We start from the raw sequence: 24,198 nt of genomic DNA on the forward strand, positions 1-24,198 counted from the left end.
CCTCCTGACATCACTTTGCTCCATCGTTCCGAACTATCCTTACTCCAAAAATTCATACGTGCCATCCCGCAATTCAACAGTCCACGCAGGTACCAATTCCATCTTCTGATCCCCTATGATAGGCCGATACCCCGGGAATATGGAAATCACCGCATTTTTCTTCGAATACTGGTTCAGCTTCGCATCGAGCTCCTCACCGTATTTGAGCGCAACCTCCCGGCTTGTAACGCCCTGCGAATCCGGAATGATTGTCGACCGCTCGTAGGTGGAGACGATCCCTTTTTGCAGCACCATCTTGATAAAGCCGATATTGTCGCTATGCTGGTTGATCACCGGAAGCGACCCGTAATACTGCCTGAATAAGAAAGCCTGATTCACGGGAAGAAGGCGCTGCGGGACCTTTTGCACCCCGTACAAGCCATTCCAGCCCCCATGTTGGTTGACGAATTGCACGGCGGATATTAGGTTATCCTGCACATCGATTTTGCTGTCAGCCGGTGCTACGGGGTCTGAGTAAATAAGCCAATGCTGATCGTTCTTCAGCTGCAGTCCCCGCTTCGCGTCCGTATAAATCTCCGTTCCGTCCCATTCCGACAAGTTCCTTGTAATCGCCGGATCGACGAAAAAGGTCCGTTTCAATTGATCCCCTGTGAATTGGGTATAGGCCAATCTATAGCTTGGGAACGATAACGGCTTGGTCGGCAAATAAAATTCACCGTCATACTTGTACGGTACCGGATTTTCCACTGCCATCAAACGCTCAATGTCCTTGGCGGAAATATCCGCCTTCTGCACCTCATACACCGTGCTGGCCGTGTCCGTGAACAAGATCGTGCGGACCTCATCCTTCGCTTCCCTGGCAATAATCCATATCCGTGTAATGATATCGTTATCCGACGGCAGATCGCCTTTCAGCTGCATAATGCGCTGTAAGATAGTAATCGGGACTCCATCGCGGAATGACAGCTCGATCCCCTGCTGCTTGCCCCGGACCTCATCCATATTCATATTCAGCGCAGAAACCGTCGTCTTGCGAAAGCCGGAAAGTGTCCGCTGCTTTACGCTGTCCAGCACCTGATTGTATGCAGCTGTATTCGGGTAGAGCACCGTATGTGCCTGATTGCCCATATGAAGGACAATTTGGTCGGCGAACAGGAGATCCTCCAGCTTCGCCTGCGTACCTATAGGATCGGTCTTTACATAGTCTTGCTGAACAAGAGGATCGAACTTCGGAGAGCTGTAGGATAAGTAATAGGTCTGAACCAGGCTAAGCCCGACCAGCAGCACCAACAGCCATGTTTTCAGCTTATCGATCATATCGCAGCCTCCTCCATCGTGTATGGTATCGTGAAGGTGACCTTCGTTCCCTGCTCCAAATCAGACTCAAGCAAAATCGTTCCGCCATGCGCCCTTACTATTTCCCGGGCAATCGATAGGCCCAGTCCTGTGCCTCCCATACTGCGCGATCTTGCTTTATCGACCCTGTAAAACCGTTCGAAAATTCGGTTCAAATCCTTCTTGGGAATGCCAATTCCGTTATCCTGCACATTGATTTCCAGCAGCTTCGGATCGGGACGATGGGCCCGAATCGATATATGTCCTCCATCGGGCGTATATTTTATCGCGTTGGAAACAAGGTTATCGAGCACCTGGTCAATACGGTCCCTGTCCAGCATAATTTCGCCGACGGAAGGCTCGACATCCATTTCGATCTCAATGCCCCGGTGCTCGAGCTGGAAGGAGAAGCGGTCGACCACTTCCTCCAGCATCTCGGCCACGTCCGTGATTTCCCTGCTTATAATCGCCTGCTTCGAATCGAGCCGGGACAGCTGCAGCAGATCAGTAACGAGTCGAATCATCCGCTCCGTTTCATTGCGCGTGACGCTGACGAATTTCCCTGCCAGCTTAGGCTCTTCGAGCGCTCCATCCTCCAGAGCTTCCAAATAGCTCTTGATCGTTGTGAGAGGGGTTCTAAGCTCATGTGATACGTTGGCAACGAACTCTCTCCTCGATTCTTCCAGCTTCTCCTGATCGGTCACGTCCTGAAGCATGGCAATGGTGCTTGCCGAGCCTTTTTCCTTGCTGTATACCGTCGTGAAGCTTACTCTGACGGATAAGTGCTCTTCTTCGACTTCGTGGTAGAACTGCAGCATCATCGTTGAATCTTCCGCTTTCTGATGCTCCTTCATGGTCTCTATCGTGATGCCGAGCACCTCGGGAAGAGGCCGTCCAATGGCCGCATCCTCACTAAGCTGCAGAATTTGCTTGGCCCTTCGGTTGATGACCATGACCCTCCCGTCATCATCGGTTGCGATCAGCCCGTCGTTCATATTCGTCAAGATCGAGGCCAGCTTTTCCTTTTCCTCCTCGTTCAACGACAAGGCATCCTTCAAGCGCTCCATCATGTAGTTGAACGTTTGGCCGAGCTGACCAATCTCGTCCTTACCCAGTACAGGGACCTTATCGTTAAACCGGCCCTCCGCCACTGCCGTCGCCTGCCGGGTAATCGCTTTGATCGGGCTGGTAATTGTAGCGGATAGCATAATACCCAGCACTGCCGTCAACCCCAGGGCAATGATCGTACCTGTGATAAGAAATTGATTAATCCTGTTGATCGTATTGTACAGCTCTTCCATGGAAGCGATAATGTATACCGCTCCGTTCACTTTCACTCCTGACGCAACCGGCTTTGTAATAATCATCTTGCGGACCCCGTCAAAATCGGTGAACATCCGCTGATTATCCTTGATCCCCTGAAGCGCCCGGCTTACCTCCGGCTGCGTGTTCTTCTGCCCGATAATGCCCTGATGAGTTACCATAGATGTCGTCAAGACGAACCCGTTCTGGTCGATAATCTGAATTTCCGAACCGCTGTTCGCAAACAGCTTGTTCACCACATCATTCATTTCGGCATTCTTCTTCGGGTCTCCCTGCCGGGTCTCGTCATTCAAGTACTTTTCCACCCATTGGGTTAGCAGAGCCGCTTGAATATTATGCGATTCGATGAAATCGTTCTTAAAATAGCTTTCCAGCGTCCGAACGAAGTAAACCCCGATCAGCTGCATCGCAATCAGGATCAGAAGCACGTAGATGATGATGATCTTCGCTTGAATCGATTGAAAGAAGCGAATCCCCTTCATGGCTTAGAAGCCTCCGCTTTTCGGATTGCGCATCATATATCCCAGCCCTCTGCGGGTCAGAATATATTCGGGGTGGCTCGGATCATCCTCGATTTTTTCCCTCAGCCGGCGGATCGTCACATCCACGGTTCTGACATCGCCGTAATATTCAAATCCCCAGACCGCCTGCAGCAAATGCTCACGGGTCATCACCTTGCCGCTGTTTTTGGCCAAATACTGCACCAGCTCGAATTCCCGATGGGTCAGGTCCAACGGGACTTCATCCTTATATACGACATACATATCCGTGTCGATAAACAGGCTCTGAATTCGCAAGCCCTGGCGCACCTCCGCATCCGATTGCGAGGGGCTCTGCGCCTTCGCTTGACGGCGCAAATGCGCTTTCACCCGCGCCAGCAGCTCCCGGGTTCCGAAGGGCTTGGTCACATAATCGTCTGCCCCAAGCTCCAGCCCGAGCACCTTATCGATTTCGTTATCCTTAGCCGTCAGCATAATGATGGGCGTATTGAGCCGTACGCGTACCTCCCGGCACACATCCATCCCGTCTTTCACCGGAAGCATGAGGTCGAGCAGTATCAAATCCGGCTCTTCCTTGAAGGCAAGCTCGACGGCCATTCCTCCGTCATAAGCACAAATCACCTCGTGCCCTTCCTTCTCCAAATTAAATTTCAATATATCCGCAATCGGTTGTTCATCATCGACAACGAGTATTTTCGCCATCTGTTCGATCACCGCCTATGAGCAAACTTAACCTATTTGACCTGCTTTACCCAAATAAACCGTATTCCTATCTTACCACACCTTGATGCAAAAAGAGACATGGTCAAGCAGGTTTCCCTGCTTTTTCCATGCCCCTTTTTCTGTAAACGATTCTCTCTATAAAAGATAAATGAGTGCTTAACGGCTCAAGTATTTCAATGGATTTTGCGGCGAATCGCTTTGCTGTACCTCGAAGTGCAAATGTACCCCGGTGGAGTCGCCCGTACTGCCCATATAACCGATTTTTTCGCCCTTCTCGACGATTTTGCCGGTGCTCGTATAGATCTGGCTTAAATGCCCGTACAGCGTCTTATAACCGTTCATATGGTCAATGATGACGCAATTGCCGTAACCGCTCTTGACCCCGGCAAAGATAACCTTCCCGTTATCGGAAGCCAGGATGTTTTTGTTAGGAGACGTCAAGTCGACGCCTTTGTGGAACACTCCCCAGCGGGTACCGAAGGTACTCGTGATGGTGGAGGATACGACCGGCCAAGCGAATTTGCCTGTGCCCTCTCCTTTAATAACCTTCGTTCCTTTACGAACGACAGCCTTGACCGGCTCCTGAACGACTTCCTCGCTCAGCACCGTTTCGTCCGTCATCAATCCGTTCACTTTGGTCACCTGGATCATGACTTTCTTCATTCCGTTCTTACCCTGCTTGATCACCTCGGAAGTACCGGCACGCATGCTGTCATCCGTCTGGTATTCCGTATCATATTGAATCTCTTGGGATTCTACTATTTTCTCTACCGTACGAACGGCAAGCTTCGGCTGCAGCACAGTCAAATCCAGCTGCTGCCCTACTTTGATCATATCGTCGCTGATGGTAGGATTGTTCTGATAGATAACCTGCTTTGGGATATCCAGCTTCTTGGCTATGCAGGATACGCAGTCGCCCTTCTCTACCGTGTATTTGGTCGGTTGAACATCACCGGTCTCCAGCTTCTTCTTAAGCTCATCGGGACTCATGACATCCTGCGGCTGAATCTGGATTTCCTTCAGCTCTACCTTTTGAACGAACTCTACCTTCTGCAATTCTACTTCGGCGGCAGGTGTAGAAGGCGATGCCGATAACACCCTGACCTTGCCGGATTCCTTCTTCTTCTCCAGCGCCGAGTTCTTGATATCCTCCAGCATCTGATCCGCTGTCTGTTCATCCTTCAGGACGCCCATCGGGTTCCCGTCGACAACAATCTCGGTTCCTACCGGATAGGCGGTAATAGCTTCAGAGACTTTCTCTAACACTTCCTGATCGTTCGTGCTCGGCATGAAAGCCTTTTCAACCTGGAATGTGACCTCTGGCTCTTTTACCTTCATCCGAACAAACGAATTATTTGTCAATTCCTTGGCTTTGGTTTGCTTAACTTCCTCTACCTCGGTCGTATTTTCAACGACTCCGACGTCTTGGCCGTCAATCGATACGTGATAAACATTCTTCAACCCTGCTTGTACATAAGCATTCCCGCCCCAAACCATTGCAGAAACTACACCCAATACCGAGATGGTTTTTACCAGCGTCCATTTATGTAAAAAAGGATTTTGATTCACTGTATGATTATCAGATAGCTCTATTTGTTGTTCTGTTGTTGGCTCGACCCTCGTTGTAGCAGTCAAGTTGCGTAATTGGATGGAAGAGAGCTTCTGCCTGGACTTGTCCAGCTTCTCCTTGATCCAACTCATTCCCCTGAAAACTGTCATGTTCTACTCCTTTTAAGCGATTTTCTACGAAATATACATAAAAACACCTAAAATAGGGACAATAACCATGTAAGATGATTTCTTTTATCAATTTACCACAATTCGTCTTCTTTTTTCAACATTATTCACGGGGCTGCAGAGCCGTTAACGCAGTTTCGTGGCAGGGGTGTGAAGTCAAACTATGGAAAACCTAACGGCATTTTTCAAAAATAACTCGGAGATGAACCAAGCGGCTGCGGCACTTCGAGAGCAAGGTGTCATTGATATTCAACAGTATTCCATGGATCATGCGCCCACTTCGTTGGGCATAACGCCGCTCCTCCAGTCCAGTCTAGCCGAGGAAGCGCATGACGATGAGTTTCGTTACGTCCTGCAGGTTGTCGTCGAATCCTCCCGCTTCCGTCAAGCGGAAGATACGTTAGCCCGTTATGGAGCCCGGATTTAGCACAGCTTCACGCAAACAAGCCCCGCACACAGCCGTGCAGGGCTTTTGCTTCTTGCTATGTATTACGGATCGACTTTAATCATCGCAAGCAGCTGCGCATATTCGTCAGGCTTCAAATATTGCTGCAATATGGTTTCTATTTGCTTCAATTCTGCTGCTGTTATTCCATCCTCCATTAAAGAAGAGATGGTTTGAATCTCTTTTTGAGGCACGCGTGTTACGAGCATATTGAAAATTTTATTTTTCTCGTCATTGGACAATTGTTCTTTCTTCTTCGTAAACTCCTCGCCGGATACGACGATCTTCTTGCTGTCCTCTCCGCTAATGATCCCGCTTCCCGCTTTATCCGACTGGGCCTGCCCGCTTTGATGGCCGAAGACGGCAATCGCATCCTCAGGCGGCTTCTTGGTGGTCGAGCCTCCGTCCTTCGGCGTTGAAGATGAAGGGTCGGAGGAACTGCCGTTCCCGTCCGTCGTTCCGGAACCGTTTGGTGCAGACGGATTGGTGGTCGAGGTGCCTGAATCTATCGTTCCCGTTGTAGGGATATCGGCTGCTGAATCGCTTTTGGGCGTGTTAGACGCCACTTTGCGTTGTGAAGGAGAGGACGATGTCCCCGGACCGAACCATCCCGCTACCTGCTTACCCATTTGAGAGGTGAATTGAGACCAATTAGGTGTCGCGCTCACCGCAGACTTCAAATTATATTGCTCTAACAGCATATCCGCATAAGTGCTGACCGCCCAAAAAGTAGAGGCTATACAAACCGCAGACGTTATTACAGCGCTAAGAACCAGCTTCACCAACCATTGTAACCCTTTCATATCCCACTACTCCCGTCAGTCTGTTATGCATCTCCCTTCATCAGTATTGACGACATTAGCCAAAAACAACCATATATTTGCGGAAACTTTGCTGGTCCATATCTCATCGTTTCTGGCAATCTGGCGGGTCGAGCCACCCAATTTACAAAACTCTGGAAAGTCAAAAAAAGAACCCCCCAATAGACTTGGGAGGTTCCTGATATCTAACACCGATTAATAAATAGGCCTTACTAAATTCGTCTGCTCACGGTTACGGCCTACCGAGAAAATCGCAATCGGAATACCTGTAAGCTCGGATACACGCTCTACATAGCGTCTTGCATTTGCAGGCAGATCCTCCAGCTTGCGAACGCCGGAAATATCCTCGGACCAGCCCGGAAGCTCTTCATACACCGCTTCACATTCAGCCAGCATATTCAAGCTTGCAGGATAATGCTCAATCACTTCTCCGCGATATTTATAAGCCGTACAAATTTTCACGGTTTCCAGACCTGCCAGAACGTCCAGGGAGTTCAGGGACAAGCCGGTAATTCCGCTTACGCGGCGGGCATGGCGCACAACAACGCTGTCGAACCAGCCGACACGGCGCGGTCTGCCTGTTACCGTACCGTACTCATGGCCTTTCTCACGAATCCAGTTGCCTATTTCGTTATGCAGCTCTGTAGGGAAAGGACCGTCGCCTACGCGGGTCGTGTACGATTTGGCTACGCCGATGATTTGCTTGATCTTCGTCGGACCTACGCCGGAACCGATGCACACGCCGCCGGCCGAAGGGTTGGACGATGTAACGTAAGGGTAAGTCCCTTGGTCAATGTCCAGCATGACGCCTTGAGCGCCTTCGAACAATACCTTCTTGCCTTCGTCGATCAGATCGTTCAATACGACCGAAGTATCGGTAACATAAGGACGAATGCGTTCAGCGTACCCAAGGTACTCGGCAATAATAGCCTCAGCATCCAGGCCTTCGCCATTGTATACTTGCTTGATCAGAACATTCTTCTCGGCGACCAAAAGACGAACCTTGCGTTCGAATTCCTTGGCGTCCATCAGGTCGGCAATACGGATCCCGTTCCTTGCCGCTTTATCCATGTAGCAAGGGCCGATCCCTTTACGGGTCGTGCCGATTTTGTTATCGCCCTTGCGCTCCTCTTCCAATCCGTCCAAGAGAAGATGATATGGCATAATCACATGAGCGCGATCACTGATTTTCAAGTTATCCGTCGAGAAGCCATTCTCATGGATATATGCGATTTCTTCCAGCAAAGCGCCTGGATTAATAACCATGCCGTTGCCGATGACGCATACTTTATCGTTGTAGAAAATGCCCGATGGAATCATCGTTAATTTATATTTCTTTTCATTGATTAAAATCGTATGGCCAGCGTTGTTACCGCCCTGATAACGTGCTACCACTTCTGCAGATTCAGCGAGGAAATCGGTAATTTTCCCTTTTCCTTCGTCGCCCCATTGGGTTCCTACTACCACTACCGTAGACATGCGCATAACCCCCATCAGGTGAGTTTCACCTTCACCTTTAATTGGCCAAAAGGCCTTAAGCACCAACAATATTTTATCAGTCTACCGCGGCAAAGTCAATAAAAAACGAACAATGCCACAAGGGGCTGTAGCATTGTTCGGAAATCATTCTTATATGCCTTCACATATGTTCCCCGTGCAACAATGTGCGCTTTAGCTGGCCGGCTCTTGATGAGTCCGATCCAGTCCGACGAACTTATTGAAGTTTTTCAGGAATGCCAATTCGACGGTGCCAACCGGGCCATTCCGCTGCTTGGCGATAATAATCTCGATAATGTTTTTCTTCTCGGACTCTTTGTCATAGTAGTCGTCGCGGTACAAGAAAGCAACGATATCGGCGTCCTGCTCGATCGAACCGGACTCCCGCAAGTCGGACATCATCGGCCGTTTGTCCTGACGCTGCTCCACGCCCCGGCTGAGCTGCGACAGGGCGATGACAGGAACATCCAGCTCACGGGCGATCTGCTTGAGCGTACGGGAAATCTCGGATACCTCCTGCTGCCGGTTATCTCCTTTTCCGCGTCCATGGATCAGCTGGAGATAATCGATCAGGATCATTCCGAGTCCTTTCTCCTGCTTCAGCCTGCGGCATTTGGCGCGAATATCCGCCACGGTTACCGACGGGGAATCGTCGATATAGATATTGGCCTCGGACAAGGCGCCGATCGCCATCGTCAGCTTCTCCCAGTCATCCGATTCGAGGAAGCCTGTCCGCATACGGCCCGCGTCCACGTTAGCCTCCGCACAGATCATACGCTGTACGAGTTGGGCCGCGCCCATCTCCAGACTGAAGATGGCGACGGTCTCCTTCTCGCGCACCCCTACGTTCTGCGCGATGTTCAACGCGAACGCCGTCTTCCCTACGGAAGGACGGGCCGCAACAATAATCAAGTCCGACCGTTGAAAGCCGGACGTCATCTTGTCCAAATCCTGAAAGCCCGATTTGACTCCAGTCGCTCCCCCTTTATTGTTATAAAGGAATTCGACCTTATCAAATACCTCCATCAGCACATCGCGTATGGCGATGAAGCCTGTACCCGAGCGGCGCTGCGAAATCTCGAGAATCCGCTTCTCCGCGTCGCTCAGCAGGTCCCCTACGTCATCCGCGGCTGCGTAGCCTTCGGTTACAATGTTCGTTGCGGCGCGAATCAACCGCCGCAGCATCGACTTCTCTTCGACGATCTGCGCATAGTAGTCGATGTTCGCCGCAGTCGGCACCGCATTCGCGAGCTCCGACAAATACTTGATTCCGCCGATTTCCTCCAGCTGCTGCTTGTTCTGCAGCCGCGCCGTCAGCGTAATCAAGTCGATCGGCTCATTCTCCTCCGCCAGCTCGATCATCGATTCGAAGATGCGTTGATGCGAGGTGCGATAGAAGTCATCGCTCGTAATACGCTCCATCGCGGTGACAAGCGAATCGCTGTCAAGCAAAATAGCACCGAGCACTGCCTGCTCGGCTTCCAAATTTTGCGGAGGGATGCGATCCATAAACATGCCTTCGTTCAAGCTCGTCTCCTCCTCAAGTGTTCTTGGGGACAACTTACCGTCGAAGCGCCGAACCTAGAATGGAACGGCGCTTCAATGAAATGGCATGATACCGATATTATTCTTCCGTAGCATGAACCTTCAGCTTCGAGGTCACTTCAGGGTGAAGCTTCACGGCCACTTCCGTTACGCCCAGCGTACGAATCGGCTCATCCATGATAATTTTGCGCTTGTCCAGCTTGATCTTGTGCTGCTTCTCCATCTCTTCGGCTACCTGCTTGCTCGTAATGGCACCGAACAATCGGCCGTCTTTACCGGATTTTGCTTTCAGCTCAACCGTAAGCGACTCCAGCTTTTTGCCAAGCTCAACAGCCTCGGCTTTCTCCTGATCCTTCTTGCGCTGCTCCGCTTTTTTCTGCGTCTCCAACACTTTCATAGAAGATTCGTTCGCAGGTGCAGCCAGCTGCTGCGGAAACAAAAAGTTGTTTGCATAGCCTTCGGATACGTTTTTAACTTCCCCTTTTTTTCCTTGGCCTTTAACATCCTTCAGCAAAATCACTTTCATTCGAAAAGCCCCTCCTCTGCTTCTATCTCACTTAAAATTTGCTTTAATCTTTGTACTGCTTCCTCAATCGTGCCTTCCAGCTGGGTCGCCGCATTGGTCAAATGGCCGCCTCCGCCCATCCGCTCCATAACGACCTGAACGTTCATTTGGCCGAGAGATCTCGCGCTGATGCCGATCAAGCCGTCCGGGCGTTCGCTGATAACAAAAGACGCCATGACACCCGTCATAGTTAACAATGTATCAGCTGCCTGCGCAATGAGCAACTGAGAATATTTGCGATTCGGTTCCGTGACCGCCAAAGCGATGTGGTCATACAGGATGGTCGCATTCTTAATGACCTCCGAGCGCTGAATATAGGCGTCCAGATCCTCCTTGAGAAGGCGCTGGATGAGCGAGGAATCCGCCCCGTTCCGTCTTAAGAAGGACGCGGCCTCGAACGTCCTGGCTCCCGTACGCAGGCTGAAGCTTTTGGTATCCACGACGATGCCTGCAAGCAGTGCCGTCGCCTCCAGCACGCCCATCGTCAGCCGGTCGTTGAAATATTGCAGCAGCTCCGTCACCAGCTCGCAGGTAGATGACGCATATGGCTCCATATAGACCAGCGTCGCATCTTGAATGAATTCCTCGCCGCGGCGGTGATGGTCGACAACGAACTTGCGCTGCGTCAACTGCAGAAGCTTGGGCTCAGCTACCATGGACGACTTGTGCGTGTCTACGACGACAGCCAGCGTACGTCCGTTCGTGATCTGCATAGCCTGCTCCGGCGTAATGAACCAGCGGTTCAGCTTCTCGTCCTCATAGATCGTGTCCATCAGCTTCTGAATCGAAGGATTGACGCCCTCGAGAACGATGTAGCCTTCCTTGTTGCTGACATGAACCGCTTTAAGCACACCGATCGCGGCGCCGATGGAATCCATATCCGGATAGCGGTGGCCCATAATAATAACCTTGTCGCATTCCTTGATCAGATCCCGCAGCGCATGGGAGATAACCCGGGCTCTTACGCGCGTGCGCTTCTCAATGGCGTTGGAGCGGCCTCCATAGAAGGACAGCCTCTCCCCTACCTTGACGGCTACCTGGTCGCCGCCGCGCCCCAGAGCCATATCCAAGCTCGTCTGAGCAAGCTGTCCGAGCTCCGTAAGCGAATCAACGCCCGAAGCGATCCCGATGCTTAATGTGAGCGGCAGCTTGTTTTCAATCGTCAGGTCCCGAACCTCGTCGAGAATTTCGAACCGGGACTGCTCCAACGATTTCAAGCCTTTTTGATTCATCAGAATCAAATAGCGGTCCGATGCGGTACGGCGCAAATGAACGTTGTTTTTCTGCGCCCACTCCGTAATTTCGCCGGTGACTCTCGCCATCATAATGCTGCGCGTCTGGTCATCCATGCCTTGCGTCGCTTCCTCCAGATTGTCCATCATGACAATCCCCATAGCGAGCCGCTCTTCCTCGTATCTCGCGGATAACGTCTTGTAATCGGTAATATCGGTGAAATAATACAGCCTTTCATCCGGCTTGACTTGTACAAGATAGATGCATTTCCCGACCGTTATCTCAACCTTCAGATCCTTGTCCTTACGCGTCTTTAGAGCCGGGAACAGCTCATGGACGGACTCGCCGATCAATGTCTCTTTTCCCAGCATTTTCGCCACGAACGGATTGTGCCACTCCACGACCTTCTCTTCGTTATAGAGGAGAATGCCGATGGGCAGCTCATGAATCACCTCATTGCCCGCCTTCTTGATCCGGTGGGACAACGTGGTTACATAGTGATTGAAATCATTACGAAAGGCCTGCTCCGCCTTCAGCGTGAAATAGGCCAATACCCCGCATAGAAACAAGGCGATCACACTGATCACCCATTGGTAAATCATCAAAATAAATATCAAAACGGTCAAAAGAGCAAATATCCATACGATATGCAAGCCGTGCCATCGCTTTAACAGGAACTTTGGCATTCCACTCGCCCCTAATCCATCATTATTTTCGCGTCATACGTTCACGGATCGGAAACGCTACGTCAAAAACCCCGAGCATGCTGAAAATAAAATAAGCTGGCGGAAAAATTAGCAGCAGTACAATGCCGGCAATAGGCAAGGTCCGATTCCAGCGATTCATATGGGCCACGAAAAACAAAAACGCCAGAGCTTGAATTGCAAAAGCTGCCGTCAGCAAAGGAAGCAGATTGATCAATATGGTGAAAAAGATCGAGTTCGTGTCTTTGACGAAAAACTCCATAAACAAGGCAATCATATAGTACCAGACAAAGGAACGCGGCAGCATCCACTCCCGCATCGGCTTAAACGCCGGAATGGACTCTCCGGAGCGGTTCAATATTTTTCTGGACAGCCAATGCGCTATCACGACAAGCACTAATGAGATGCCGATCATATAGAGCGGCAGCATTTGGCTCATCAGCTGAATCAGCATATCCTGATCCAGAGCGATCATGCCCTTGAGCTGATCCGGCAGCGTGTTGATGCTTTCCTGCATGAATTGCTTGATTTTATCAATCAAATTGAAGCCGAACAAATAGCTGACGACCAAGCTTAACAGAAGCTCAGCCAACAAGGTCACCGTTCCTGCAGTCAATACCGTGCGGGCAGGAGCCCTCTTTTTATACAAATTCCCCATTTGAATCACGGGCGGCAAAAAGAACAGTGACATGGATACCAACAGGATGCCTGCCCATCCCCCGAGAACCGAGGAGGTAAGCACATAGACAATGACCAGGCTCACGCCGTAATGCAGCAGAAACCGCTTCGTATCCAGCTTTACGAACTGTACAATTACCGGGATCATCAATAAACAAAATGTAACGATACTAAGCGGTGTAATCACCGAAAGGAGCAATAAGATCGTCGCTACGCTCCAGCCGAGCATTCGTACGGAACCTTTCCCCAACACCTTCACCTCTTACGCAAATGTTCTTCCAAAGCGGATATATCGCCATACCATTCCTCTAACTGATGTCCATCTTGCCTATGCTTCTTCATTTTCTCCAAAACCGCTTCGTCTAAACTGCGCAATGAGATGCCGAGACGCCTTCCGAGAATATAGCAGCAGGCTACCAGACTTGCCAGACCGTCTACTATTTTATGATGGCTGCCTTCCCAAATGCCTTTTAACAAATGTGCCATCTGATCGACGATTTCCGTTTTGAGCCATTCAATGATCTTGGCCCGCTTTGCCAAATCCATTTCCCGATCCATAAGGGATAACCGCCTTTCTTTTAGGCTGACACTTTAGATAATTATACCACAATTCTAAACCTTTTGTTCGGCCAGCCAAAGTTTGAAGCAATAATCAATGATCTCTCTTCTGCGGATAATGCCGATAAAAACCTCGTTATCATCTATAACAGGGACGTAGTTCTGGTTGGTTGCGAGAGTGATCAAATCCTGCATCTGCTGGTCAATGCGAACCGGTTTAATGTTCATATGCTGCGAGACGTCCTTCAGCTGGACCTTATGCGTATTCTCGAATCCAATCTCCGGAGAATGCTTCAGCTTCCAGAGCAAATCGCCCTCGGTAATGTTCCCTACATACTTGCCGTTTTCATCCACCAGCGGAACTGCAGAATAACGGTGGTATTCCATTCGCTCCAATGCCTGGCGCATCGTAGAATGAGGGGATAAATAAATGACATCCTCCTTAGGCAGTAGAAAAAAAGCGATATTCACTTTGAAGCCACCCTTTCCAATCTAAACTTCCTTGGTGCGATCCCTTTTATCATACACTATGATTCGGAAGGAAGATATACAACGACCTTCTGAAGCTCCTTCTCTATTTTACCAAAAGAATAGGGACGCTTCATCCCTGCCTTCCCCTGCTGCTCCGGCCGCCCGCGAATAAGGCCCGCAACAAGACCTCTTCATATGAAATAAACGGTCTCTGTTTTATAGTATAAAAGGTTTCCAGAATGAGGACGCCCTTTTTCTCAAGAAACCGCCCTTATCCTGATCAGCATATTGGGAAAAACAGGTTTTATGTCATTTCTTACGCAAATAAAAAAAGACAGCCGGTTTCCCAACTGTCTTCTTCGGTACAACAATTACTCCGTTGTGTATGGCAGCAACGCAACTTGACGGGAGCGTTTGATCGCAATCGTCAACATACGTTGGTACTTAGCGGAAGTACCAGTGACACGACGCGGAAGAATTTTACCGCGCTCGCTGATGAACTTCTTCAGCGTTTCGATGTCTTTATAGTCAATGTGTTTGATTTTGTTTACAGTAAAGTAACACACTTTACGGCGCTTTCCGCCTTTTTTTCCACCACGACCGCCGAATTTACGCTCGCCGCGCTCTTCGCCGCCGTTGTCTCTCTTTTGGAAACTCATCGTATTCAGTCCTTTCTGCGTTAGAATGGCAAATCATCATCGGAAATATCAATCGGTTTTCCATCATCCTGGAACGGATCTTGATTGTCACGTGGTCCGCCGTAGCGCTGTTGTTGACTTTGGCCTTGCCCTTGGCTGTAGCCTCCGCCTCCCATACCCTCTTCACGATTTCCACCACTGTTAGCGGACTCCAAGAAACGAACATTATCGGCAATAACTTCAGTCACGTAAACACGACGGCCTTCGTTATTATCGTAGTTGCGCACTTGAATTCTGCCTTCCACTGCTGCTAATCGGCCTTTACGCAAATAATTGGCACATGTCTCAGCAAGCTGACGCCATGTCACAATATTGATAAAGTCCGCTTCACGTTCACGCTGCTGGTTCGTAAAAGGACGATCCACGGCCAGCGTAAATGTTGTTACAGCAACGCCTGACGGGGTATAGCGCAATTCGGGGTCACGAGTCAGCCTTCCGATCAGAATCACACGATTTAGCAACCTTAAACCCTCCCAGCATGTCAATTACGGCACGGATGCCCTGTATTACGCTACGTCTTTAGTGATCAGGTAACGAATGACTTCGTCAGAAATCTTCATCACACGGTCAAGCTCAGCGATAACTTCGTTGTTGGCGTTAAAGTTAACCAACACGTAGTGACCATCACGGAACTTGTTGATCTCATACGCAAGACGGCGTTTGCCCATTACATCGTGTTTCGTAATTTCGCCACCGTTGTTGATGATGCCTTGAAACTTCTCAATCGCAGCTTGAACAGCATCTTGCTCAATGTCAGGACGAATGATGTACATTACTTCATATTTGCGCATGGTTTCACCTCCTTTTGGACTAACGGCCCCTCTTATGAGGAGCAAGGAGCGAGAATTTCAATTACTATCAAAACTCGCACCATAATACTATAGCAAAATCAGAGCCTAATGACAAGTTCTTTAGGGCAAGTACGACCACTTTCTTCTTATTAAAAATGGTTTGGTAAATTTTTTAGCTCATGTAATGAACCGGTCAAGGAAAAACTAGCAGTACACTTCGCACAGGAGGTGACCAGTATGGGCGAATGGAGCCAGTTCAATCCTGGAGATACAGCTCCCAATGACGGCGAATATATGGAGATCGGGGAGAATGCCTTCCATATGGGGATAAATAACCCCAAAATCATTTCCTTGAAGAAGGGTGAGACCTTCCCGGAAACCTCCAACCATAACCGCAAGTGGAAGCGTAAGTACTAGCCTTCTTCTCCCTCTGCGTTGGACATCCGACGTTCAGAGGGGGTCAAAATTTCATCAAAGGAGCCTTTCCATGAAATATACCGTAACGCTGCTTTTTGCCGCTTTCGGCGCCGCACTCAGTCTGGTGCATTATTTCGGCCACCAATCCGAGCCGATTTACATTTTGTTCTACTGCCTGAGCGTGCCCGCCTGGTTCTATCCTATTGTAGGCACCACCAATGTGAACCCTGTACTGCTCTATACCCTAACCATTCTCTCTTGGGCGGTGATCGGCTATTTCGTTGATCTGTACTCTGTTCGTAAGAAAACCCATTCTTGAACCGGCCGCCTCCTTATGCACACCTTCATGCAAAGGAGGTTTTTCTTTTCATCCACATGTGGATAAGTCAGAACAAGGATTTATCCACCGATATGCGCCGATTTATTAACATTTTCTGAGCCTTCGGACGTTTTCTTTTTATCCACAAGTCCTCTTCGTCTTCGTGAACCCTCCGCGGATCCATCCAAGCCAACTGCCCTTGACCCTCCCGCTTTTTTTGATCCATACAAAGGCTTTAAAGACTCACCCGGATTCTCCTCATACAACAGCACCTTTTTAACAGCTTCATCCATACGCTTCCAGGTCATTATGCTATGGGTTCAGCTTTTCAATCGGCCTCCGTTTCAAGACAACAAAATAGCCCCAACCAAGTGGAGCGTTGCCTTTGAAGCTTTTCAGTACTTTACGGGGACCCCAGCGCTAGATAATAAAAAAACGACTCTTCTCAGAGTCGTTATCGCTGGTATTTTTGGTGGCGGAAAGAGTGGGATTCGAACCCACGCACGGCTTGCGCCGCCTAGCTGATTTCGAGTCAGCCCCCTTGGGCCTCTTGGGTACCTTTCCGCATTAAAAAGGGACAAGTGTTATTCTATCACAACACCTACCCAAAAGGCAAGCCCTATTCCAACTTAAAATTTGGATTTGAACGAAGAACCCTTTTCAGCTTGCTCTCGAACTTGGCTCTCGGCACCAATACGCTGTGCTTGCAGCCAACGCATTTAATTCGGATATCCATGCCCAGCCGAATAATTTCCATTTCGTTAGTGCCGCAGGGGTGAGGTTTTTTCATTTCCACGATATCGCCCAATTCATATTGCTTGCGTTCCATGCTCACTCCCCCTTTTCATTTTTATGATAATTGACAACCCGCGGATAAGGAATTTCAATGCCATGCGAGTCAAAAGCTTTTTTAATCTCCGCATAGAGCTCTCTAGCTACCGCGAACTGCATATTCGGCTTGCATTCCACCGTTACCCTCAGCGTCACATTCGCACCGACCAACGCCTGAACTCCAAGCACCTCGGGCTCCTTCACCATGTTGACGTTCGTCTCGTAGTTTTTACTTACGGTTTGCTTCATGATGGCTATCGCTTTATCCGTATCTTCCTCATAAGCAATAGATACATCGACTACAGCAATGCTGTTGTTAACGGAGAAATTGGTGACCTGCGTGATAGTGCCGTTCGGGATGATATGTACCTCGCCGGTCCAGCTTTTGATCCTGGTGACCCGAAGGCCGATTTCTTCGACGGTGCCTTTGAAATTGCCTGTCTGGATAACGTCGCCTACGGCAAATTGATCCTCGAAGATGATAAAAAATCCGGTGATCACGTCCTTAACCAGACTTTGCGCCCCGAAGCCGACGGCCAAACCGACAACGCCAGCTCCTGCCAGCAGCGGCTCCAGCCGGATGCCGAATTGGTTCAATATCATAAGCACCATCGTGAAATTGACGGCATACTTAATAATATTCCCCATCAGCTTGCCGATCGTCCGCGTCCTTCTGACATCGAATTTCAACGGACTTTTTTCCCGTTCGACCAGCATATGCTCCAGTGCTTTATTGGCGATCTTGATGATGATTCTGCCAATGACATAAATCAAAATAATTTTAATGATCGTAAATAGGACATTCGTCCAAACAGCAGGATCCGAGATGTATCCCATAATCTGCTTCTGGAATTGCTCCCAGGTTGTCATTGTGGCTCCTGCTTTCTCGTCAGCAAGGAACAGATGAAGCCACTGATCCATGCTTTACACCACCTTATAATTCCATGTTAACATACTGATCACCTATTTTGGAATAGATGCCTCTTATCTCCACTCGTTCTTCCCTTACAATACGCTTGACTTCTTCAAGGGATTCTTCGGGAAACTCCAGCGATAGAGCGCATCCCGCCGTAATTTGCTTCGGGGTAGGACACATGTCGTTCTCGATCTCGGCATATTCCAACAGCATTTCCGCACGCAGAGCCTGCTGGGTTGAATCGAAGGCCATCAACAGCATGGCTCCGCCTCCTCTATTTTATTTCCAACGTGACGTATAATTCGCAATCTCTTTCCGTATACTAGTAAAAATGTTTATATACTCCTAGTAAATGGAGGGTTATTATATGAAACTGCCTTTTCATAGAGACAAGATGACCGCTCAGGAAACCGAGAAGGACAAAGTCGTTGAACCATTCAAAATTCAGCACACGGAAAGCAATATTATTGAGCTTTTGTCCGACAAGCTTGTTTCCATTCTCGAACAAGTCCCGTCGCATCAGCCTATCATTATCATATGTGTAGGAACCGATCGCTCCACAGGAGACTCTTTGGGTCCCCTGGTCGGCACGCAGCTCAAAAAATATCATTTGAACGGCATTCATCTCTATGGAACATTGGATCAACCGGTACATGCTATGAATTTGAAAGATACGTTATCCTCCATCCATGACCATTTCACGAATCCGTTCATCATTGCCGTCGATGCGTGTCTTGGTCAGCTAACAAGCGTTGGCTGCATTCAAGTCGGCGACGGACCGGTTAAGCCAGGCGCTGGCGTTAATAAAGATTTGCCTCCGGTTGGAAATATGCATATTACAGGAATTGTAAATGTCGGCGGATTTATGGAATACTTTGTCCTTCAAAATACCCGTCTCAGCATCGTCATGAGCATGTCCGAGGTTATCGCCAAATCCTTTCAAGTCGCCATCTCCAATTTGTCGCGGCTAACCGCTCCTACTTCTTTTGCACGACTCGATTAATGGCTTCCTTCTCTTCCGGCGACAGCACATATTGCGATTGTCCTTGCGTTACCGGCTTGGCATACACATAGGTCTCCTCCCGGTTATGAATCCCTGTCAGTACAACGCCATCCAATTCATCATCCAGCAAAGCAACGGAGAAGCTTAGATCGCTTCCGTTCTGAGCGAAGGCATTGTAACGGTATACACCCAAATTGGATTTCATTTTTCTCATCTGCTGCGCAATCCCGGCAATTTGCTGCTGGGATTGTTTTGCTTGCTCCTGCAATTCCTGCGTCCGTTGCTGTAAATCAATGAAGGCTTGCTCCACATTCAAGCCGCTGTCTCCATTTAACATGCTCATATATGTTTTGCGAAGCTTGTTCAGCTTGCTCCATAATGTGATGACCAAAATAAGAAATATAACAATGACGGCCGTCATCGTGATGACCAGGACCCTCATGTCAAGCAAATCAAGCAATTCCCCCATACTCCTATCCCCCTGTGTAAAATGGCACGCTGTCGCATTCTATCATAATCTCATTTTAGATGAGCTGCAATTTCTTTTACGGCCTGGATAAGCCGTTCCGCTTCTTCATCCGTAGTAAAATAGCCGACACTGGCCCTGACGGCACCCCGTTCCATGGTACCTGCACTTTCATGCGCCAATGGGGTACAATGAAATCCGGCCCGGACAGCAATCTGAAAGGAGTGATCCAGAATGAATGCAACCTCCGAAGAATCGGCTTCATGGATGGTAAAAGGAATAATGCCTGTTTTATTTTGCCCCAAATCCGGACCTAACACCTTTACGCCATCAATTTCCAGCAGGGAGGACATAATATATTGCGTTTGATCCCATTCTTTTTTATGTATCTTCTCTACGGTTTCTCTGAGTACGAATTTCACGCCCTCGTTCAGACCGGCAATTCCAGGCGTATTTTGCGTACCTGATTCATAACGATCCGGTCTTACGGCCGGCTGATCGATGGCTTCCGATTGACTTCCCGTTCCCCCATGAATCAGCGGCTCCAGTTCAAGCTCCGGATGAATATACAGCCCTCCCGTTCCTTGAGGACCCAGCAATCCTTTATGCCCCGGGAATGCAAGCATGTGAATGCCCATTTGCTCCACATCGATGGTAAGCGTGCCCGCTGATTGCGCGGCATCCACGAGAAACACGATATTGTTTTGTCTGCAGAGCTCCCCTATTTGCTCAACGGGAAGTATGCTGCCCAACAAATTTGAGCTGTGACTGCATACGAGCAGCGTCGTTTTATCGGTAATCGCAGCGGCTACATCATCGATATTTAATTCGCCTTTCTCGTTGGTCTGCACATAAGTCACCGTAATCTGCTTGGTTCGCTTTAAATATTCCAACGGTCTGCGAACCGAATTATGCTCTACCGACGTACATACAACGTGATCGCCGTCCTTTACAAAACCTTTGATCGCCTGATTCAAGGCCATTGTGGTGTTTTGCGCGAAGGAAATATCGTTCGGGTTTTTCACTGCGAACAGCTTGGCAAGATGCTTTCTCGTTTCAAATAATGTCCGGCTGGCTTTGACCGCCATCTGGTGGCTGCCTCTTCCCGGGTTGGCCGCATACTGGAGCATACATTGCTGCATAGCCTCCAGCACTTCAGGAGGTTTAGGCCAAGATGAAGCAGCATGATCAAAATAGGCTATATTCACTCTCTTTCCGCTCCCTTCCTTCACAAAAAGTAGCATACCTAGTCTGCCCTATATTCAAGGGCGCTAACAGGGTATGCTACGGTCCATTGTACCACCAGTTTCGCGAATTACGAAATCTTCCCTTGCAGAAGATCCAGTAACCGATCCAAATCATCTTTAGAAAAATATAGAAGTTCTATTTTCCCTTTATTATTGTTATGTTTGATCTTAACGGTAGTCCGATACACTTCTCGCAAAGTTTCTTCAAGCTGGTTAATGTACGGGTCTTTTCGTTTGGAGTTAGCAGCCGGCTTCTTCTTGGCCGATTTTTCCTCAATCCGTTTGACTTCCTCTTCCAGCTCACGAACGCTCCATTGCTCCTTGATGGATTGCTCAGCCAATGCTTTAATCAGCTTGGCATCCTTTAATCCAACTATGGCTTTGGCATGGCCCATGGTGAGTGTTCCACGTGAAACATACTGCTTCACTTCTTCCGGCAAATGAATCAAACGCAGGAAGTTAGCAATATGAGATCTGCTCTTGCCGACCTTTGCTGACAGTTCCTCTTGTGTTAAGGAGAACTGATCAATCAATGCCTGGTACGCTACAGCAATCTCCATAGCATTCAAATCTTCACGCTGTACGTTCTCGATTAATGCAATTTCCATCACCTGTTGATCGGTGAATTTCTTAACTACTGCAGGAATCGTTGCCAGCCCGCATACCTGCGATGCCCGATATCGGCGCTCACCGGCAATAATCTCGTAGCCTTTCAGCACACTTCTGACAATAATTGGCTGAATGACTCCGTGTTCTTTAATCGAAGCGGCCAATTCATTAATAGACTCATCGTTAAATGTTCTTCTAGGCTGATACGGATTCGCACGCAGCTGCGGAAGCGGAATTTCCACGACTTTATCATCGTCGTTAATGCTCAAAGCAGGCAGCAGCGCATCCAGCCCTTTTCCTAATCGTTTACTCAAAGTGCGATCACTTCCTTTGCGAGCTCCATGTAGACTTCCGCTCCCTTTGATCGCGGATCATAGGTTATAATCGATTGACCATGGCTTGGCGCCTCACTTAATCTAACATTTCGCGGAATAATGGTTTGATATACTTTTTGCTGGAAGTACTTCTTCACTTCCTCGATTACCTGCATGCCGAGATTTGTTCTTGCATCAAACATCGTAAGCAGTACACCCTCGATTTGCAGGTTCGTGTTAAGATGCTTCTGAACCAAGCGAACGGTATTCAACAGCTGGCTCAATCCTTCCAAAGCGTAATATTCGCATTGAATTGGGATGATAACCGAATCTGCAGCCGTTAAGGAATTCACCGTTAAGATCCCCAAAGACGGAGGGCAATCGATCAAAATGTAATCGAACAAGTGCTTGACCAAATGCAAAGATTTCTTCAGCCGAACCTCGCGGGAAATCGTCGGAACAAGCTCAATCTCGGCACCCGCCAGTTGAATGGTAGCAGGAATGATTTTCAAATTCGGAATTGCCGTATCTACCATTGCTTCTTTAGGATGAATATCGTTAATAATGACATCATAAATACAATAAACTACGTCCGCCTTATTAATCCCGATTCCGCTAGTCGTATTTCCCTGGGGATCAATATCTACCAAAAGTACTTTTTTTCCTAATGCTGCTAAGGATGCACCCAAATTCACGGATGTTGTCGTCTTCCCGACACCGCCCTTTTGATTCGTTATTGCAATAATCTTAGACAAAATCATTTCACCTCAATAAAATACTAAGTACGAGTATAACCAGGTCATTATACTCACGAACATCTCAGATCATCGGGACAATAGGCAATTTTCGAGCATCTACATAATTATCTACTACGCGAAGTCTTCCCTTACGTGGTTTAGCTGTACGGCCGCTTCAAAAACAAGTCACCACTGCCTGCAAAAATGAAGGAAAAATGACTTTCCTTGTCGATTTACAGATATAGGGCCGCGCCGGGGCATAGAATGCATATCACTATGTACTGAAGCTTCCTTCCCCAAGTGGTCAACCCTCTAATAAAGATGAACGACCGCATGCATGCTTTTGGTTTTATCGCCAAATAGAATTCTTCTATTCGATAACCTCGAATTTTCCATTCTATGATGGTAAAAAAAACGTCTGTCGACGTCTTTTTCAAAAAGTGATTGTTTCCCACGCTCACGCACCCGGACTGTCTTCTTGAATTGTCCAAGCTCATACAGCCACAACCAAAGGAAGCCTACTGCTAGAAAGAGAACCTTTCATTAAAGCATTCGTAGGCATCGGAGTTTTTACGGTGCTTCGCAAAGCACCCGTTCATTTGATGGAAACAAAAGCCCCATTACGGAGCTTTTTCTCTATATCACATATAAAAATGTCTACTTTCCTATCATACTATATTTTTTAACGTTTTGGTATCTTGATTACGATTTCATAGTGATCCTCATAATCCTGCTCCGTCGTGTTAATCTGCAGACCGGATGATGTGACCATGTCAACGGATTGCCGAATCGTGTTCAACGCCAAACGAACATCCTTTGAGAATGAAATCCGTTTGGATTTTTTCAGCTTAACCGCTTCCTTAAGCAGCTGGATCCTTGCTTCCGTCTGCTTGACATTCAGCTCCTTGGATATAATATCCTCCAGAACCTTAACCTGCATCTCTTCTTGGTCAAGCGACAACAAAGCGCGTGCATGCCGTTCGGTAATTTTTCTTTCCATTAAAGCGTTCTTCACCGGTTCGCTAAGATTCAGCAATCTGATTTTATTCGCGATTGTAGATTGGCTTTTGCCAAGCCGCTGAGCCAGGCTTTCTTGCGTTAGCGAATGAAGGTCGATAAGCTGCTGATACGCCATAGCTTCCTCTATAGCAGTAAGCCCCTCCCGCTGCAGGTTCTCAATCAGCGCAATAGAAGCCGCTTGTGAATCGTTGAAATCACGAATAATAGCAGGCACGGTCTCCATGCCCAGCTTCTTAACCGCTCTCCACCGCCGTTCACCGGCAATTAATTCATATAGATTGTCCCTAACCCGTACAACGATCGGCTGTATGATGCCATGAGTTTTAATGGTTTGACACAGTTCATCAATGCGTTCATCATCAAAAATCGTTCTAGGCTGATACGGACTCGGAACAATATCGTTTACTGGAATATTTTTAACTTCATCAGCCGAAGCTTTTTCCGTAAATCCAAACAACTTTGAGATCTGTTCTTTCATTCATTAACCACCCGATCTTTTGCCATAAATATGGACCGATACATGATAATTTTGCTATATGAGTATATAATTCTCCAAAAATATGAAATTTCCTGCAAGGCTTGTATATGAAAAATAAGTGAACAAAAACCGACGCAAAGTCAATAAAAAAAAGAAAACCTCTTGCGAGGTCAACTATTCAGAATGGTCCTGTCTTCTAGCATGTTCCACGTGAAAC

27 protein-coding genes and 1 tRNA gene are annotated in these 24,198 nt (G+C 48.3%); 4 read left to right on the top strand and 24 right to left on the bottom strand.

Features of this window, described 5'->3' with window-relative positions; all coding sequences use genetic code 11:
• Positions 1 to 39 precede the first annotated feature (39 nt).
• The 4 genes from ABEA66_RS26820 to ABEA66_RS26835 all read right to left on the bottom strand — a co-directional run bounded on the left by ABEA66_RS26820 (position 40) and on the right by ABEA66_RS26835 (position 5,600).
• Positions 40 to 1,317: a YycH family regulatory protein gene (locus ABEA66_RS26820; protein ID WP_192703165.1), complete on the bottom strand. Its 1,278-nt coding sequence runs from the start codon at positions 1,315 to 1,317 to the stop codon at positions 40 to 42.
• Complete coding sequence (gene walK, locus ABEA66_RS26825) at positions 1,314 to 3,140, bottom strand: cell wall metabolism sensor histidine kinase WalK (protein ID WP_079911368.1); 1,827 nt, start codon at positions 3,138 to 3,140, stop codon at positions 1,314 to 1,316. Before walK ends, ABEA66_RS26820 begins: the two co-directional genes overlap by 4 nt.
• Before the next feature lie 3 nt (positions 3,141 to 3,143).
• The gene (gene yycF / locus ABEA66_RS26830) at positions 3,144 to 3,860 is read right to left on the bottom strand and encodes a response regulator YycF (RefSeq protein ID WP_079911369.1); all 717 of its coding nucleotides are present in this window, start codon (positions 3,858 to 3,860) and stop codon (positions 3,144 to 3,146) included.
• Between the two features lie 177 nt (positions 3,861 to 4,037).
• The gene (locus ABEA66_RS26835; RefSeq protein ID WP_079911370.1) at positions 4,038 to 5,600 is read right to left on the bottom strand and encodes a peptidoglycan DD-metalloendopeptidase family protein; all 1,563 of its coding nucleotides are present in this window, start codon (positions 5,598 to 5,600) and stop codon (positions 4,038 to 4,040) included.
• 181 nt (positions 5,601 to 5,781) lie between these two features.
• Between ABEA66_RS26835 and ABEA66_RS26840 the strand changes: the two genes are divergently transcribed.
• Complete coding sequence (locus tag ABEA66_RS26840) at positions 5,782 to 6,045, top strand: hypothetical protein (protein ID WP_079911371.1); 264 nt, start codon at positions 5,782 to 5,784, stop codon at positions 6,043 to 6,045.
• 62 nt (positions 6,046 to 6,107) lie between these two features.
• Here the strand turns inward: ABEA66_RS26840 and ABEA66_RS26845 are convergent, their stop codons facing one another.
• The 11 genes from ABEA66_RS26845 to rpsF form a co-directional block, all read right to left on the bottom strand.
• The gene (locus ABEA66_RS26845) at positions 6,108 to 6,866 is read right to left on the bottom strand and encodes a hypothetical protein (protein WP_345592420.1); all 759 of its coding nucleotides are present in this window, start codon (positions 6,864 to 6,866) and stop codon (positions 6,108 to 6,110) included.
• Positions 6,867 to 7,079: 213 nt separating this feature from the next.
• On the bottom strand, positions 7,080 to 8,363 hold the full coding sequence (locus tag ABEA66_RS26850; RefSeq protein ID WP_345592422.1) for an adenylosuccinate synthase: 1,284 nt from the start codon (positions 8,361 to 8,363) through the stop codon (positions 7,080 to 7,082).
• A gap of 192 nt (positions 8,364 to 8,555) precedes the next feature.
• Positions 8,556 to 9,896 carry a replicative DNA helicase gene (dnaB, locus tag ABEA66_RS26855; protein ID WP_179136058.1) on the bottom strand — a complete coding sequence of 447 codons (1,341 nt, stop codon included), beginning with the start codon at positions 9,894 to 9,896 and terminating at the stop codon, positions 8,556 to 8,558.
• A gap of 109 nt (positions 9,897 to 10,005) precedes the next feature.
• On the bottom strand, positions 10,006 to 10,452 hold the full coding sequence (gene rplI / locus ABEA66_RS26860) for a 50S ribosomal protein L9 (RefSeq protein WP_079911375.1): 447 nt from the start codon (positions 10,450 to 10,452) through the stop codon (positions 10,006 to 10,008).
• Positions 10,449 to 12,410, bottom strand: coding sequence for a DHH family phosphoesterase (locus ABEA66_RS26865; RefSeq protein ID WP_079911376.1), 1,962 nt, complete (start codon positions 12,408 to 12,410; stop codon positions 10,449 to 10,451). Before ABEA66_RS26865 ends, rplI begins: the two co-directional genes overlap by 4 nt.
• Before the next feature lie 22 nt (positions 12,411 to 12,432).
• Positions 12,433 to 13,356 carry a DUF2232 domain-containing protein gene (locus ABEA66_RS26870; protein ID WP_225948247.1) on the bottom strand — a complete coding sequence of 308 codons (924 nt, stop codon included), beginning with the start codon at positions 13,354 to 13,356 and terminating at the stop codon, positions 12,433 to 12,435.
• Positions 13,357 to 13,361: 5 nt separating this feature from the next.
• A complete protein-coding gene (locus tag ABEA66_RS26875; protein WP_079911378.1) occupies positions 13,362 to 13,664 on the bottom strand; it encodes a MazG-like family protein in 303 nt (100 codons plus the stop codon).
• 54 nt (positions 13,665 to 13,718) lie between these two features.
• A complete protein-coding gene (locus ABEA66_RS26880) occupies positions 13,719 to 14,135 on the bottom strand; it encodes a CBS domain-containing protein (protein ID WP_079911379.1) in 417 nt (138 codons plus the stop codon).
• 371 nt (positions 14,136 to 14,506) lie between these two features.
• Positions 14,507 to 14,794: a 30S ribosomal protein S18 gene (gene rpsR / locus ABEA66_RS26885; RefSeq protein ID WP_079911380.1), complete on the bottom strand. Its 288-nt coding sequence runs from the start codon at positions 14,792 to 14,794 to the stop codon at positions 14,507 to 14,509.
• A gap of 20 nt (positions 14,795 to 14,814) precedes the next feature.
• Positions 14,815 to 15,294 carry a single-stranded DNA-binding protein gene (gene ssb, locus ABEA66_RS26890; protein ID WP_079911419.1) on the bottom strand — a complete coding sequence of 160 codons (480 nt, stop codon included), beginning with the start codon at positions 15,292 to 15,294 and terminating at the stop codon, positions 14,815 to 14,817.
• 45 nt (positions 15,295 to 15,339) lie between these two features.
• A complete protein-coding gene (gene rpsF / locus ABEA66_RS26895) occupies positions 15,340 to 15,624 on the bottom strand; it encodes a 30S ribosomal protein S6 (protein WP_079911420.1) in 285 nt (94 codons plus the stop codon).
• A gap of 237 nt (positions 15,625 to 15,861) precedes the next feature.
• On the opposite strand from rpsF, the gene ABEA66_RS26900 reads away from it, so the two are divergent.
• A complete protein-coding gene (locus tag ABEA66_RS26900) occupies positions 15,862 to 16,041 on the top strand; it encodes a YjzC family protein (RefSeq protein ID WP_079911421.1) in 180 nt (59 codons plus the stop codon).
• 70 nt (positions 16,042 to 16,111) lie between these two features.
• Complete coding sequence (locus ABEA66_RS26905; protein WP_079911422.1) at positions 16,112 to 16,360, top strand: hypothetical protein; 249 nt, start codon at positions 16,112 to 16,114, stop codon at positions 16,358 to 16,360.
• Between the two features lie 473 nt (positions 16,361 to 16,833).
• Here ABEA66_RS26905 and ABEA66_RS26910 read toward each other — a convergent pair.
• From ABEA66_RS26910 to ABEA66_RS26925, 4 genes are all read right to left on the bottom strand, one after another.
• Positions 16,834 to 16,924, bottom strand: a tRNA-Ser gene (locus ABEA66_RS26910).
• Positions 16,925 to 16,979: 55 nt separating this feature from the next.
• A complete protein-coding gene (locus ABEA66_RS26915; protein WP_345592434.1) occupies positions 16,980 to 17,189 on the bottom strand; it encodes a DUF951 domain-containing protein in 210 nt (69 codons plus the stop codon).
• A gap of 2 nt (positions 17,190 to 17,191) precedes the next feature.
• Positions 17,192 to 18,112 carry a mechanosensitive ion channel family protein gene (locus ABEA66_RS26920; protein WP_345592436.1) on the bottom strand — a complete coding sequence of 307 codons (921 nt, stop codon included), beginning with the start codon at positions 18,110 to 18,112 and terminating at the stop codon, positions 17,192 to 17,194.
• Positions 18,113 to 18,125: 13 nt separating this feature from the next.
• Complete coding sequence (locus tag ABEA66_RS26925) at positions 18,126 to 18,368, bottom strand: putative Se/S carrier protein (protein ID WP_079911425.1); 243 nt, start codon at positions 18,366 to 18,368, stop codon at positions 18,126 to 18,128.
• 106 nt (positions 18,369 to 18,474) lie between these two features.
• Here ABEA66_RS26925 and yyaC point away from each other — a divergent pair, with 106 nt between their 5' ends.
• The gene (gene yyaC, locus ABEA66_RS26930; protein ID WP_079911426.1) at positions 18,475 to 19,110 is read left to right on the top strand and encodes a spore protease YyaC; all 636 of its coding nucleotides are present in this window, start codon (positions 18,475 to 18,477) and stop codon (positions 19,108 to 19,110) included.
• On the opposite strand, the gene ABEA66_RS26935 is transcribed toward yyaC, so the two are convergent.
• From ABEA66_RS26935 to noc, 5 genes are all read right to left on the bottom strand, one after another.
• Positions 19,085 to 19,579: a DUF4446 family protein gene (locus ABEA66_RS26935; RefSeq protein ID WP_345592439.1), complete on the bottom strand. Its 495-nt coding sequence runs from the start codon at positions 19,577 to 19,579 to the stop codon at positions 19,085 to 19,087. The genes yyaC and ABEA66_RS26935 overlap by 26 nt on opposite strands.
• Before the next feature lie 50 nt (positions 19,580 to 19,629).
• Positions 19,630 to 20,784 (bottom strand): aminotransferase class V-fold PLP-dependent enzyme, encoded by a 1,155-nt coding sequence (locus ABEA66_RS26940; protein WP_256865383.1) that lies wholly within the window; start codon positions 20,782 to 20,784, stop codon positions 19,630 to 19,632.
• Positions 20,785 to 20,891: 107 nt separating this feature from the next.
• Positions 20,892 to 21,746, bottom strand: coding sequence for a ParB/RepB/Spo0J family partition protein (locus ABEA66_RS26945; protein WP_079911429.1), 855 nt, complete (start codon positions 21,744 to 21,746; stop codon positions 20,892 to 20,894).
• Positions 21,743 to 22,501: a ParA family protein gene (locus ABEA66_RS26950; protein WP_079911430.1), complete on the bottom strand. Its 759-nt coding sequence runs from the start codon at positions 22,499 to 22,501 to the stop codon at positions 21,743 to 21,745. The genes ABEA66_RS26945 and ABEA66_RS26950 overlap by 4 nt, the downstream gene beginning before the upstream one ends.
• Before the next feature lie 664 nt (positions 22,502 to 23,165).
• Entirely contained in the window at positions 23,166 to 23,981 is an 816-nt protein-coding gene (noc, locus tag ABEA66_RS26955) for a nucleoid occlusion protein (RefSeq protein ID WP_079911431.1), read from the bottom strand.
• Positions 23,982 to 24,198 lie beyond the last annotated feature (217 nt).

The organism is Paenibacillus vulneris (genome assembly GCF_039543185.1).
In the GTDB taxonomy this organism is placed as follows: Bacteria; Bacillota; Bacilli; order Paenibacillales; family NBRC-103111; genus Paenibacillus_S; species Paenibacillus_S vulneris.